At 63.2% G+C, this 12656-nt stretch carries 11 protein-coding genes and 2 pseudogenes; 11 read left to right on the forward strand and 2 right to left on the reverse strand.

From position 1 onward, the window contains the following. On the forward strand, positions 1–489 hold a 489-nt coding region (locus QCE48_RS17655), incomplete at its 5' end, for a hypothetical protein (protein ID WP_309794259.1). 321 nt (positions 490–810) lie between these two features. On the opposite strand, the gene QCE48_RS17660 is transcribed toward QCE48_RS17655, so the two are convergent. After that, entirely contained in the window at positions 811–1773 is a 963-nt protein-coding gene (locus QCE48_RS17660) for a hypothetical protein (RefSeq protein WP_309784641.1), read from the reverse strand. Positions 1774–2223: 450 nt separating this feature from the next. Between QCE48_RS17660 and QCE48_RS17665 the strand changes: the two genes are divergently transcribed. The 5 genes and pseudogenes from QCE48_RS17665 (at position 2224) to QCE48_RS17685 (ending at position 5371) form a co-directional block, all read left to right on the forward strand. After that, positions 2224–2745, forward strand: coding sequence for a PD-(D/E)XK nuclease family protein (locus tag QCE48_RS17665; protein ID WP_309784639.1), 522 nt, complete (start codon positions 2224–2226; stop codon positions 2743–2745). 211 nt (positions 2746–2956) lie between these two features. Beyond that, positions 2957–3586, forward strand: a complete 630-nt coding sequence (locus QCE48_RS17670; protein ID WP_309784638.1) for a hypothetical protein — start codon at positions 2957–2959, stop codon at positions 3584–3586. Next, positions 3583–3915: pseudogene (locus QCE48_RS17675) on the forward strand (cyclic-phosphate processing receiver domain-containing protein). Before QCE48_RS17670 ends, QCE48_RS17675 begins: the two are co-directional and overlap by 4 nt. A 932-nt stretch (positions 3916–4847) precedes the next feature. Further along, a pseudogene (locus QCE48_RS17680) lies at positions 4848–5144 on the forward strand (alpha/beta family hydrolase); the annotation flags it as partial. A 95-nt stretch (positions 5145–5239) separates the two neighbouring features. Then, complete coding sequence (locus QCE48_RS17685) at positions 5240–5371, forward strand: hypothetical protein (RefSeq protein ID WP_309785095.1); 132 nt, start codon at positions 5240–5242, stop codon at positions 5369–5371. Positions 5372–5966: 595 nt separating this feature from the next. Here QCE48_RS17685 and QCE48_RS17690 read toward each other — a convergent pair. After that, a complete protein-coding gene (locus QCE48_RS17690) occupies positions 5967–6857 on the reverse strand; it encodes a LysR family transcriptional regulator (protein WP_309784637.1) in 891 nt (296 codons plus the stop codon). 100 nt (positions 6858–6957) lie between these two features. Here QCE48_RS17690 and QCE48_RS17695 point away from each other — a divergent pair, with 100 nt between their 5' ends. The 5 genes from QCE48_RS17695 to QCE48_RS17715 are packed head-to-tail and all read left to right on the forward strand — an operon-like array spanning position 6958 to position 12647. Further along, on the forward strand, positions 6958–7851 hold the full coding sequence (locus QCE48_RS17695; protein ID WP_309784636.1) for a CoA ester lyase: 894 nt from the start codon (positions 6958–6960) through the stop codon (positions 7849–7851). Between the two features lie 14 nt (positions 7852–7865). After that, a complete protein-coding gene (locus QCE48_RS17700) occupies positions 7866–9056 on the forward strand; it encodes a CoA transferase (RefSeq protein WP_309784634.1) in 1191 nt (396 codons plus the stop codon). 25 nt (positions 9057–9081) lie between these two features. Further along, a complete protein-coding gene (locus QCE48_RS17705) occupies positions 9082–9891 on the forward strand; it encodes an amidohydrolase family protein (RefSeq protein WP_309784633.1) in 810 nt (269 codons plus the stop codon). Positions 9892–9922: 31 nt separating this feature from the next. Continuing rightward, on the forward strand, positions 9923–11287 hold the full coding sequence (locus QCE48_RS17710; RefSeq protein WP_309784632.1) for a TIGR00366 family protein: 1365 nt from the start codon (positions 9923–9925) through the stop codon (positions 11285–11287). A 22-nt stretch (positions 11288–11309) separates the two neighbouring features. Further along, positions 11310–12647, forward strand: coding sequence for a 2-hydroxycarboxylate transporter family protein (locus QCE48_RS17715; RefSeq protein ID WP_309784631.1), 1338 nt, complete (start codon positions 11310–11312; stop codon positions 12645–12647). The last annotated feature ends 9 nt before the right edge of the window (positions 12648–12656 follow it).

Here is a 12656-nt window from a genome sequence, read left to right on the forward strand (position 1 = left end):
CTCGGCTGGTTTAGTCTCGCGCTCGGTGCGGCCGAATTGCTCGCGCCGAATACTGTTGCACGGGCCGCCGGAGCGACGGCCGGGACGACGCTCGTACGTATCTATGGCCTGCGCGAGATTGCATGCGGCATCGGCATCCTGATGTCGCGCAACCCCTCCCCTTATTCGTGGGCGCGCGTCGGCGGGGACGCTTTGGATCTCGCGACACTCGCAGCCGCGTCTGACAAAAGCCGGCGGACCGCGCGCATTCGTGCCGTAGGCGCCTTTCTTCAGGTCGTCGGCATCGCCGCGCTCGACATATACGCGGCAGTTTCATCCCCGAAGATCTACGGCCGTCGAGCCGCGAACCGAACTGTTGACCGCCTCGAAGCGCTGTACGGCGACAGAAGCGGCTTTCCTCGCGCGGTCGAAGCCATGCGCGGAGCGGCCCTTCGCGATTTCAAATTGCCGCGTGACATGCGCGCACCGGATGCGTTGCTGACTTTGTGAGCAGGATGAGATTCGCCCCTGGGGCGGCCATTGCCAGTCTACTCTCATTCCATTTTGCCATTACTTGACACGATCACTGCACATCGTGGGTCAACAGATGTTTAAAAAAATCGACCGCTAGTCGGACCTGTTCCCGTTTTTGTAATGACGCTTACGCCACTACACGCTTGCTGATGCGCGAATTCCTTCGAATGACGACATCGCTGTTGAAGTTGTGGAAATGCACTTGCGTCAAACAAGTTCGACGACGCGATGGTGCGCCGTGAGGTATCGTGAAAAAGGCAGATCCCCCGCTGCGATGCGCAGAGCGTCACGATCATTTCAAGTGCCGGACGCCGCACGCGGTTCGCATGTCGCGATATCGCGAAAATCGATCACGAGCGTGCTGCCCGGAACCACCCCGAAGTTCCGGAACGTGAGATGCTGCACCTGCGCACAGGATACGGGACGCGCATCGCGGCGAGGATTCGGCAGCACGTGGACCTGTGCCCGCTGCGCTTGCGTGCGCAGGTCCATCAAGCTGCCGATGCAGTCGTCACCCCGGATCAATTCATGATGCCGCACGCACAGGCCTCCGGCGTCGTATGTATCGACATTTATGCCGAACTCGCCTCCGTGGAGCGCCTGCGTGATGTCGAGAAAGCCGCCCTGCATGAGAGCGAGGACTTGACGGTCGACTAGATACACATAAGCGGCGACTGTCTTTTCGACAGTCTGGTCTTTTCGGGACCAGTCCCCGTACGCCCGCGCCATCTGCACGAGCGATACCCATGGCGCAAACACATGCATCTCGCCAGCGCCGAGCAGAGTCACGTGGACCGCACGAATGTCCTGTGCCTGCGCGTACTCAAGGAACGCGCCGAACGCCTCCAGAATTGCTTCGGGCGTGCGCGCATCCGCGCCGCGCTCGTTCGTGCTCCTGGCGACGATGCCGAAAGCATTCGAAGGCCCCTTCCAGCGCACGACCCACGGATCGCTCACCCATTCGTATTCGTGTGGATCGATCTCCGCGAGGGCTTGTCCGAAGCTGCTGACGCTTTGCTTGCCGGACGTGCTGTCTCCACCGCGTCCGCAACTGATGGCGACGGCTTCCCCATCCGGCAGCGCCAACACAAACCGGCGCATGTGAATATTCGCCAACAGTGGTGAGATTGGTGAGCCTTGCGGAATACCTCGTCTGCTGTCCTTGGCTTCGGTCGTACGCGTCTTCCGGCCTCGGTGGTCGGTTTCTTCGACGGAGCACTGCGCATCAACCTTTCCGAGGTTTGCTCGGCGTTCACTCACGTTACGGCCTGCACACTCGCGCTGTCACCAATTTGTGGCACGCATCACTGAAGGCTTCAGCCATTTCGTTACCTCCATAGCTGCTCCGGTTGCTTCCGGCTGGAGCGGTTGCCGGGTGGGACTTGCACCCACTGGAAAGCGCCACCTTTTCACGGCGCACACCGTTGCGGCCCGTTAGCCAGTTTCCACGGAAGGCTTCACCGCTTGCGAAAGCATCCGTTCCGACGTAGCCCTAGTTGCCGCCTCTCTGTTAGGGGAATGGTCGGAGGTCACCCCAGAATCGCAGGCGACTATTCCAGTCCTCTTTGGCGGCGACTGCATTGCCGGATTGACGCAGGAGCCATTTCACCGACTCACCATCGAGCATCGGTTCGGCACCGCGGTTGTCTCTGCCGGTCGGACAAGTCGACGGGTGAGATAATCACCGTACCTCCGGCCACGTTGCATCCCATGTCCACACTTAAGCTGGAAACTGCCACGAGCGTGTTGGCGACTTTTTTCGAGCACTTCGATCACTTTGACCGGCATCGCGAAGCCCAAAAAGCTGATGGTTTCAACGACTACAGCCCACTATGTTCCGTTCTCAGCGCAAAGGACGAGGTGCACCTGCACTCCAGGTTCATTTACTCGTTGATCAATCCCGGGGGTCGTCACTATCGGGGAAGCGCCTTCTGTGAGCGGTTTATGACGGCTCTAGGCTACCCAGATTTTTTGAACTACTCGAGCCTGAAAGTATCGCGCGAATACCGGAACATCGACCTGTATCTCACGGACGGGGAACGCTTTGTCGTTATTGAAAATAAGATTGATGCTGCCGATCAACGCCAGCAGGCAAGCCGGTACGTAGACCTGGTTACAGCCGAAGGCCAGACCCGTGAACGGGGCGTCTCGCCCGAAAAATATTCTGTTCGTGTACCTGTCCAACGGACGAGAATCGCCCGCCGATCTCAGCCTAAGTCCGTATCGGCTTGAAATGGCGGCGGATGGGCGATTTTTCGTTGACGAAGGCAACCGTAGGATTGCGCGTTATTCAAATGCGCACTACCGCACCAACGTTCTGTCGTGGATATCATCCTGCATGGAGTTAGTGCGGGATATGCCCAACGTAGAGAACATCTACGCAGCACTGGTTGATTACCGAACCGCGGTACAGCGAGTGACCAAAACTTACACGAGCCGAGTCATGAATCTTGAAGACTTCCTGCAGCAGTCCTCGGCAGAGCTCGACAGCCGCACCCGCGTCAGCCACGCGTTCCAGATTGCGAGGCAAATCGAATCACTCAAGTCGAAGTGGCTTTCCAGTGCTTTTGACGATGGGGTGAGTGAGGCGCTTGCCGATTGGGTCGCCAAAGGCCTGCTCATTCCGATAACAGCGCAAGACTGCAAGTCGCTCGGACCAATGCAATATGAGCGGGAGCAAGCACTCGACTTTTACAGGCGAGGCGGTCCCCGAAATAAGGGGTTGTTCTACCGCGTTGTGCTCGACGAACCCTCCGCCTCGCACGGAGTGGCCGTGCTCTTCGGCTCGAAAAGGATCCATATCGGCTTGTTTCCGATAAAGGTCGCCGACGGCGTAGTCGGGCTCGTTGACAGTCGAATTGACGACTTTGCCATCTTTATAGCGTCCCAGCGCTATTATTTCGAACACCACCCCGGCATAAACACTGTCTTTCCCGGCCAGGGCTTTGTGTCTTGGTCGGAGACTCTTGATGAGGAGATCGATGAGCTTGCAAACTTCGAAAGTAGCAGGACGAAAGACGTCATCAGAGGACTGGTCGATCACGCGCTAAAGCAGACCAAAGGTCAGCGGTGAAAGTATTTCTCGATGATGTTCGCGAGACACCGCCCGGCTGGGTCAGAGCTTACTGGCCCGACGAGGTCATCCGCCTGTTAGAGGCGGGTGATGTCGAGTAGATCAGTCTTGACCATGATCTCGGCGACGACGAACGCGGAACCGGGTATGACGTGATTGTCTGGATCGAGGAAGCCGTTGCGCTTCGAGGCTTCAAGACTCCGCGAATTTTCGTGCACTCTGCAAACTCCGCTGCGCATGCAAGGATGAACGCCGGAGTACTGGCCATTTACTCGCTCGCAGCGCGGCTCGGGCGGTCGGCTTCGGACCAGTTTCCATCGGAAGGCTGAGGGAGCGTCTGAGAAGGACGCTTCTCGTGACGTTCTAAGTGCCAGCGGCACTGCACTGAGCGATTAACGACCGACAAAGAAAGAGGAGAGGTCACTCCGCGTCGACGTCGTCGCCCGCACGTCCGAATGGGGATACCTATCCGACGCGCCTCTCCCTTATGCTGCGAAACGACGCCGATCGTAAGCGCGTGGCCTTCTCGCGTTCTACACATCCGCAAAACTTTTCCTCGCAAAATGGCGACTCGCCGCTCATCAGCCGACGTTCGCCATGCGACTGCGAAGGACCGCTGTTGGCCGCACAGAGGCAATGCCATGTGCGAACTGCTCGCCAAAGACCGGCCATTGAGCGTGGGCGGACGCGACCTTGGATATCGGAATTGGATGGCGACCTCGACCGACCGCTTTTGACCGTGACCCAGAATCTTTTGCAGCCGGACATGCTCTGGCAGAGAGCCAGATAAATGAACTGCCCTTTGAGAACTTCCTTTGACGCTGATTGCAGTGTCGTAACAGCTCGCTGACAATGATGCAGGCGTGCTAATACGCAGATGTCTCAATGCGCGGATCACGTTGCGGCCCACAGGTCGGGCTTGCGGTCGTCAACTGACACATCGCGACTGCGGCGCCGTTCACGATGGGCGCACGCTCCTTGGATCGGCCGGCAAACTCCACCTGCCCCTTGCCGGAGGCCGCCACAATCGCTCCCCGATGCCTCACTGATGCAGAATCGGCGCAAAGGCCACAACGAGACGACCTGAATACGATGGACGACCTAGAATCGCTTTCCCTAGCACTGCCCGACGGCACTAAGGTCTCTGCGCTCCTCCGAGTGCCGGAGGACGCGCGAGCCCTGTATGTCTTCGCGCACGGTGCAGGGGCGGGCATGCAGCACGCCGGCATGCCGTCATTGTCCGACGCCCTTGCGGCGGACAATGTCGCCACATTGCGCTACCAGTTTCCGTACATGGAGCGGGGGCTCCAAGGGGGTGGACTCGCCGGCCGTGGCACATGCTGCCGTGCAGGCAGCCGTCGCAGAGGCCCGCCGGCGGCTGCCAGCCCTGCCGCTCTTCGCGGGCGGCAGGTCGTTCGGCGGCCGCATGACGTCCCAGGCCCAAGCCATCTCCCCGCTCGAGGGCGTGCGTGGCCTCGCTTTCGTCGCGTTCCCGCTGCACCCGGCGGGCGCGCCCGGCGTAGAGCGGGCATACCACCTGGCGGACGTCACGGTGCCGATTCTCTTCCTGCAGGGCACGCGCGACAAGCTGGCCGAGCTTCACCTGGTGAGGTCGGTCGTCGAGACGCTGGGGCCCGCGCCACGCTGCATGTGGTGGACGACGCAGATCATTCGTTCCACGTGCGCGCGTCCTCCGGCCGGACCGACGCGGAGGTCGTGCTCGAGCTGGCACGGACGATGTCGGCGTGGTTCTTCGCCGAAGGAGAGCTCGTGCGCGTTACCTGAGCAAGCGCAGGAATGCTTGTAGCAGAGTCGGGACGGCGAGCCGGCGAACTCGCCGTGCTGGACTCGCCCGCTCAATCCCTTCGCTATCCGCAAATGGTCTGTCGCATAGTCACGATAAGCGACGCCTGTCGCGTCGGCGACGTTTTCCAAGTGCCGAGTGAGTGAATTTGTCAGATCCGCTTGCGGTGATCCCGTCCCGGAATCGCGGAGGGCATCTGCTTTGATTTGGCCGCCGCCGATCCGTGAGTGACCGCTTAGGGATGCAGCCGGAACCAGACTGGGGGAGCGTCGAACAACGCCATTGGCCGGTCACTGCCCGACGCGGTCGCCCGAAACCGACCCTTCTCTGCCACTCAACATTCGACCGTCTCAATGTCTCTTACCAAGGCTGATCCGCCGCTCAGCTGAGTATGTTTCGACGAAGCCCTGCAATGAACGGCCGCGGCAGTCCAGGATTCAGACGCGCGATGAGCTGGCGCGAGGGTGAAGACGGTTGATCTGCAGGAGCGACGTTTGGCAATGGCCAGGGTTCTTCGGTGCCCGATATAACGGCGTCTAGTTCGCCGCGCTAGCCGCCGCCCAAAACCTCGCTCAACTACTCTTCTCTCACAAGGCTAGCCGCAACCGCCTCATCCGCGCACTGCCGCAAGCCCTGAATAAGGCGCGCCCGTGGCGATGCGCGCTGCCACACCATGCCGAAGCGGCGCGGTTCCGTGTGAACAGGCAGCGCGAGCCGTGCGACGGAAAGCGCCGAAGTCATTGGCGAGACGATATCCGGCACCAGCGACACGCCCAGTCCGCGATCGACCATCATCGCGATCGCCATCAGCGCGTTCAGTTCGAACAGCTCATGCGGCACGATGCGTGCTGCCTGTAGATATCGGTCCGCCTGCTTGCCGCCGCCTAGCGAGCGGTCGTAGCGGACGAACGGCTCGCGCCGCAGCAGTTCATGCGGATCTTCGTGCGCGAGCCGCGCCGGCGCGAGCACGACGAGCGGCTCCTCGCGCAGCAAGTGCCAGTCGTAAGCCTTCGGCAGCGCGAACGCGGGATGCAGGCAGATGGCGACATCGAGATCGCCGCGCTGCAGCGTGTCGTACAGCTCCATCGACGTACCCGCGCGAATGAGCAGCTTCGCGCGCGGAAATTCGCGCGCGAAATTGGCGAGCACATCGGGCAGCAAGCTCAACAGCGCGGTCGTGATCGTGCCGATGCGCAATTCTCCCGCCGCCTCGCCTTCGAGCGCGTGCGCCTTCAGATCGGCGAAATCGGCGACGAGACCGCGCGCCCGCTCGATCACGCGATGCCCCGCTTCCGTCGGAATCACGGTGCGGCCGGAGCGCACGAACAGCGTGATGCCGAGTTCGCGCTCAAGCGCCGACATCTGCTGCGCGATCGCCGCCGGCGTCACGCCGACGCGGCGCGCGGCTTCCGCCATCGAGCCGGTATCGACGACGAGCAGCAAGTTGGAGAGAAAAGCCGTATCCATCGGATAGATTTTCTAGCGTTTAAAGATAGACGCGGATAGTTTATCTAAAACATGAGCGCTCGTAGACTCGCCGGTGTATCAAAAAAAGGAAGGGAGACACATGAGAAGCAAACTCTTCGTGCCGGCGTCGCGCCCGGAACTCTTCGCCAAGGCGCTCGCGAGCGCCGCCGACGCCCTCTCGTTCGATCTCGAAGACGCGGTTTCGCCCGAGCGCAAGCCGCAGGCGCGCGCCGATCTGCGCGGGTTTCTGCAAACTGACGACGCGCTCGCCACGGCCAAAACGCTGATCGTGCGCGTCAACGCGCTCGACACGCCGCATTTCGCCGCCGATATCGATGCCGTCGCGCGCAATGGCGTGTCGCTGATCAATCTGCCGAAGCCCGAACATCCCGACGACGTGCTCGCAGCCGCCGCCGCGCTGGAAGCGGCCGAGCGCGCCAACGGCGTCAGCGCGTCGATCGGTCTGTTGCTCAACGTCGAGTCGCCGCGCGCCTGGCGCTTGGCGGCGGAGCTGGCGCTCGCGCATCCGCGCGTCGCGGGTCTGCAGCTGGGACTCGGCGATCTGTTCGAGCCGCTTTCCATCGCGCGTCGCGAAACGGCGGCGATCCAGCAGGCAATGTTCGCGCTGCGCATGGCGGCGGGCGAGGCGAACGTCTTCGCGTACGACACCGCGTTCGCCCACATCAAGGATGCCGACGGCTTTCGCGCCGAAGCGCAGATGGCGCGCGCGTTCGGCTTTATCGGCAAGAGCTGCATTCATCCGAGCCAGATCGCGATCGCGAACGACGTGTTCCGTCCGTCCGACGACGACATCGCGCATGCGGTGCGCGTGGTCGTCGCCGCGCGCGATGCGGATGCGCAAGGCATCGGCGCGTATGTCGTCGATGGGACGATGATCGATCCGCCGTTCGTCGAGCGGGCGCGCGCGCTCGTCGCGGACGCGGCGCGGCTGGGTCTGCTCTCGGAAGAGCAGCGCGCCGCCGCGGGAATTTGAAAGGAGAAGGTTTCATGAAACAGAACGTCGGACGCGGCGGGCCGCTTGCGGGCGTGCGCATGCTCGATCTGAGCGCTTATATCGCCGGTCCTTACGGCTGCACGCTGCTCGCTGATCAGGGCGCGGAAGTCATCAAGATCGAACCGCCCACGGGCGACAACCTGCGCAAATATCCGTCGACGCTCGAAGCGGAAAGCCGCGCGTTTCTCGGCGTGAATCGCGGCAAGCGCGGGCTCGTGCTCGACCTCAAGCAGGCGGAAGCGCTCGACGTGCTGCTTTCGCTCGTGAAGCAGGCCGACGTGCTCGTGCATAACTTTCGCCCGAGCGTGCCGGCGCGGCTGGGCATCGCGTACGAGCAATTGCGCGAGATCAATCCGCGGCTCGTCTATTGCGCGGTGACGGGCTACGGCGAAACCGGTCCGAACAAGGACAAGGCGGGCTACGACCAGGTCTTGCAGACGATGACCGGCATGTGCACGTTGCAAGGCCCGGCGGACGGTCCGCCCGAAGTGCTGTACGGCTCCGTCGTCGACTACTACGCGGCGGCGCTGGTGGCGTCGAGTGTTTCGTCGGCGCTGTTCGCGCGCGAGAAGTCGGGCGAAGGGCAATACGTCGGCGTGTCGCTCTTACGCAGCGCGCTCGCGATGCAGTCGGCGCGCATGATCTGGGCCGACAGCGAACCGAAGGACGTCGGCCGAGACATGCGTTCGGGCGGCATCACCGGCATTCATCCGACGCGCGAAGGCTATCTCTATCTCTCCGCGAACACGCCGCATTTCTGGAAGTCGCTGTGCGAACTGACCGGCCTCGACGCGCTCGCCGCCGACGAGCGCTACGACACGGTCCGCAAGCGCGCGATGCATCGCGACGAGATCGTGCCGCAACTGCACGCCGCGCTCGCGCAACGCACGGCGCTCGAATGGGAAGCGCGTTTCGGCGATGCCGTGCCGTGCGCGGCCGCGCGCAGCGTCGAAGACATGTTCGACGACCCGCAAGTGCAGGCGGAAGACATGGTCGCGCGCTTCGACTATCCGGGCGTGGGCGCGTATCGCGGCTTCAAGCATCCGGTGCGCTTTTCCGCGACGCCGCTGCCCGAGCCGTTCGCCGCGCCCGCTTTCGGCCAGCACAGCGATGCATTGCTGCGCGAAGCGGGCCTGAGCGATGCAGCCATCGAAGCGCTGCGTGCGAAGCGCGCGGTGATTTGAACGGCGCGAACGGAGAGTCATCGCGATGAAATGCGATTCCCATATCCATATCTATGACCGCGCGTTCCTGAAGCCGGGCGCGGCGCAAGCCTTCGTCGAAAACGCCGATGTCGCCGCGTATCGCATGGTGCAGGCGCAGCTCGGCACTGAGCGCGTGGTGATCGTCACGCCGCGCGTCTACGGCACGGATAACGCCGTGACCGTCGATGCGATCCGCCAGCTCGGCATCGACCACGCGCGCGGCGTCGCGGTGCTCCATCCCGACGTCAGCGACGCGGAGCTCGATGCGCTGAACCGGGGCGGCATTCGCGGTATCCGCTTCACGCTCTATTCGGCGAAGAACGCGGCGGTCGGTTTCGACATGATCGAGCCGCTCGCGGAGCGCGTCGCCGAACTCGGCTGGCACGTGCAACTGCACTGGACCGCCGAGCAGATCGTCGAGCACGAAGCCCTGCTGCGGCGCTTGCCGGCGAAGATCGTCTTCGATCATCGCGCGCGGCTGCCGCTGGAAGTCGGCGTGAAGCATGCGGCATTCGACATCGTGCGCCGTCTCGCCGATGAAGGCCGCGCGTGGATCAAGCTCTCCGGCCCGTATCTCGACTCGTCGGCGGGACTCGACAACCGCTACGCCGACATCACGCCGATGGCCCGCGCCTGGGTGCAGGCCGTGCCCGAGCGCCTCGTGTGGGGCAGCGACTGGCCGCACGTGACGGAGACGCACAAACCCGACGACGCGATGCTGCTCGACCTGCTCACCGAATGGACCGACGACAACGCGACACGCGAGCGCATTCTCGTGACGAACCCCGCCGTGCTTTACGGCTTCGCCATCTAAAAGAACAAAGACCGGCTTCAGGAGACACAGCATGAAATCCGCCGCCGCGCCGACGCCCGCGCGCAAGACCCGCTTCACCGAAGCGACCATTCGCCTGTTCGAGCGCACGATTCCCGATCCCTTCGTGCTCGCGATCCTGATCACCGCGATCGTCGCGGCGCTCTCGCTGATCTTCGCGCCGCACGCTTCGGTGCCGAAAATGATCGGCGGCTGGTACAAGGGCTTTTTCGATATCTTCACGTTCGCGTTTCAGATCACGCTCGTGCTCGTCACGGGTCACGCGTTCGCGCATGCGCCGCCCGTGCAGCGCATGTTCAAGGCGCTGGTCTCGATCGCTCGCACGCCCGCGCAGGCGGCCACGCTGACCTTCGTGCTCGTCGCCGTGACGTCGTTCTTCAACTGGGGCATGGGCCTCGTCGTCGCCGCGTTGCTGGCGCGCGAAGTGGCCAAGCGCATCCGCGTGGATTTCGCGTGGATCGTCGCGGCCGGGTTCTCGGGCTGGGTCGTGTGGGCAAGCGGCATTTCGAGCTCCATCGCGCTTGCGCAGTCGACGCCGGGCAGCTCGATGAACGTCGTGCAGAAGCTGACGGGCGCCGTGCTGCCCTTCGGCGAAACCGTGTTCACGCGCTTCAATCTCGTGCCGACGCTCGTCATGCTCTTCGCGATGCCCTTCGTGCTCGCATGGCTCAAGCCGCGCGACGATGACGCCGTCGTGCTCGACACCGAAAAGCATCCCGACGCGCCATTGCGCCAGAAGCCCGAAGGCAAGCTGAGCTTCGCGCGCTGGATCGAGCATTCGTGGATCGGCAGCGCGTTCATCGGCGTGGTGGGCATCGCGCTGATCGTAATGACGCAGTTCCAGCACATCGCATTTTCGGGCGTGAATGCGGTGATTTTCGTGATGTTCATCGCCGGCGTGATTCTGCACGGATATCCGCTCGCCTATGCCGACGCGATCAAGAACGCCGCGAAGCAAACCGGCTCGATGATGCTTCAGTACCCGCTCTACGGCGGCATCATGGGCATGATGGACGCGACCGGCCTGCCCGATGTCATCTCGCACTTCTTCATCGCGATCTCGAATGCGCACACGCTGCCGTTCTGGAGCTACGTGTGCTCGCTCATCGTCACGTTCTTCATTCCGAGCGGCGGCGGACACTGGGCCGTGCAAGGGCCGTTCGCGGTGCCGGCGGCGGTCGCGCTGCACGCGTCCGTGCCCGCGACGACGATGGCCGTCGCGATGGGCGAGCAGGTCTCGAACATGATGCAGCCGTTCTGGGCCGCGCCGGTCGTCGCGATGGCGGGCGTCGGCGTGCAGCGCGTGCTCGGCTTCACGATCGTGACCTTCGCGGTCGGCGCGATCGTGTACGGCGCGGCCTTGCTGATCTTCATCTGACGCGATGAACGGAGACGAATCGATGAAGTCCCCTTCCCGGCCGCTCGACGAGCAAAACGAAACCATTGGCCTGAAAGAGCGCTGGTGGCGCGTGTTCGATGTGCGCATCGGCGCGCTGCCGTTGCCGGTTTATCTGGTGCTGATCGCCGTGCTCGCCGCGATGTGCGCGCGCGGCAAGCTGGCCTCCGACCTGCCGACGGGCATCGCGCTCGTCGCCGTCGGCGGCTTGACCTGCGCCGAGCTCGCAAAGCGCATTCCGTGGATTCGTCATATCGGCGCGACGTCGATCTTCGCGGCGTTTCTCCCGTCGATGATGATCTACTACGGGCTCATGCCCGCGCCCATCACGAAGGCCGTGACGACCTTCACGAAGCAGTCGAACTTCCTGTATCTGTTCATCGCGGCGATCATCGTCGGCAGCGTGCTGAGCATGGACCGGCAGACGCTCGTGAAGGGCTTCGTGCGCATCTTCGTGCCGGTGGCGAGCGGATCGGTGGCGGCGGCGCTCGTCGGCACCGGCGTCGGCACCGCGCTCGGGCTCGACCTGAAGCACGCGCTCTTCATGGTCGTCGTGCCGATCATGGCGGGCGGCGTGGGCGAAGGCGCATTGCCGCTTTCGGCGGGTTATGCACAGATTCTCGGCGTCGAACAGGGGCCGCTGTTCGCGCAAGTGCTGTCGGCGGTCATGCTCGGCAATATCGCGGCGATCTGCTGCGCGGGCGTGCTGAGCTATCTCGGCGCGCGCCGGCCGCATCTGACGGGCAACGGGCGTCTGACCGTCGCGCAAAATCACGACGACGTGACGGACGCGAAATCGCCATCGTTCGAATTCGACGTGAGCTCGGTCGCCGCCGCGGGCGCGACGGCCATCGCGCTGTATCTGATCGGCGTGCTGAGCCATCAGTTTTTCGGCTGGCCCGCGCCGGTCGTGATGCTCGTGCTCGTGGTCGCCGCGCAGTTCTTCCAGCTCGTGTCGCCGCGCGTGCGGGGCGGCGCGCGCTTCATGTACGGCTTCTTCTCGACCGCCGTCACCTATCCGCTGATGTTCGCGATCAGCGTCGCGATGACGCCGTGGGGCGAGATCGTCACCGCGTTTCACTGGGTCAATATCGTGACGGCCGTATCGACGGTGCTCACGCTCACGCTGACGGGCTTTTTCGTCGCGCGCCGCATGGGCATGTATCCGGTGGAAGCGGCCATCGTCAACGCGACGCATAGCGGGCTCGGCGGCACCGGCGACGTGGCGATTCTCACCGCCGCGAACCGCATGCAACTGATGCCGTTCGCGCAGATCGCGACGCGCATCGGCGGCGCGATCACGGTGATGATCGCGCTGGCGGCGTTCGCGTGGATGCGCTGATCCGCGCGC

This window comes from Caballeronia sp. LZ024 (assembly GCF_031451455.1).
In the GTDB taxonomy this organism is placed as follows: Bacteria; Pseudomonadota; Gammaproteobacteria; order Burkholderiales; family Burkholderiaceae; genus Caballeronia; species Caballeronia telluris.

Excerpts from the sequence above, each read along its gene's own strand:
- QCE48_RS17710 (WP_309784632.1), top strand. The coding sequence starts at position 9,923 with ATGAAATCCGCCGCCGCGCCGACGCCCGCGCGCAAGACCCGCTTCACC.
- QCE48_RS17665 (WP_309784639.1), top strand. The coding sequence starts at position 2,224 with ATGTCCACACTTAAGCTGGAAACTGCCACGAGCGTGTTGGCGACTTTT.
- QCE48_RS17670 (WP_309784638.1), top strand. The coding sequence starts at position 2,957 with ATGAATCTTGAAGACTTCCTGCAGCAGTCCTCGGCAGAGCTCGACAGC.
- QCE48_RS17700 (WP_309784634.1), top strand. The coding sequence starts at position 7,866 with ATGAAACAGAACGTCGGACGCGGCGGGCCGCTTGCGGGCGTGCGCATG.
- QCE48_RS17715 (WP_309784631.1), top strand. The coding sequence starts at position 11,310 with ATGAAGTCCCCTTCCCGGCCGCTCGACGAGCAAAACGAAACCATTGGC.
- QCE48_RS17695 (WP_309784636.1), top strand. The coding sequence starts at position 6,958 with ATGAGAAGCAAACTCTTCGTGCCGGCGTCGCGCCCGGAACTCTTCGCC.
- QCE48_RS17690 (WP_309784637.1), bottom strand. The coding sequence starts at position 6,857 with ATGGATACGGCTTTTCTCTCCAACTTGCTGCTCGTCGTCGATACCGGC.
- QCE48_RS17705 (WP_309784633.1), top strand. The coding sequence starts at position 9,082 with ATGAAATGCGATTCCCATATCCATATCTATGACCGCGCGTTCCTGAAG.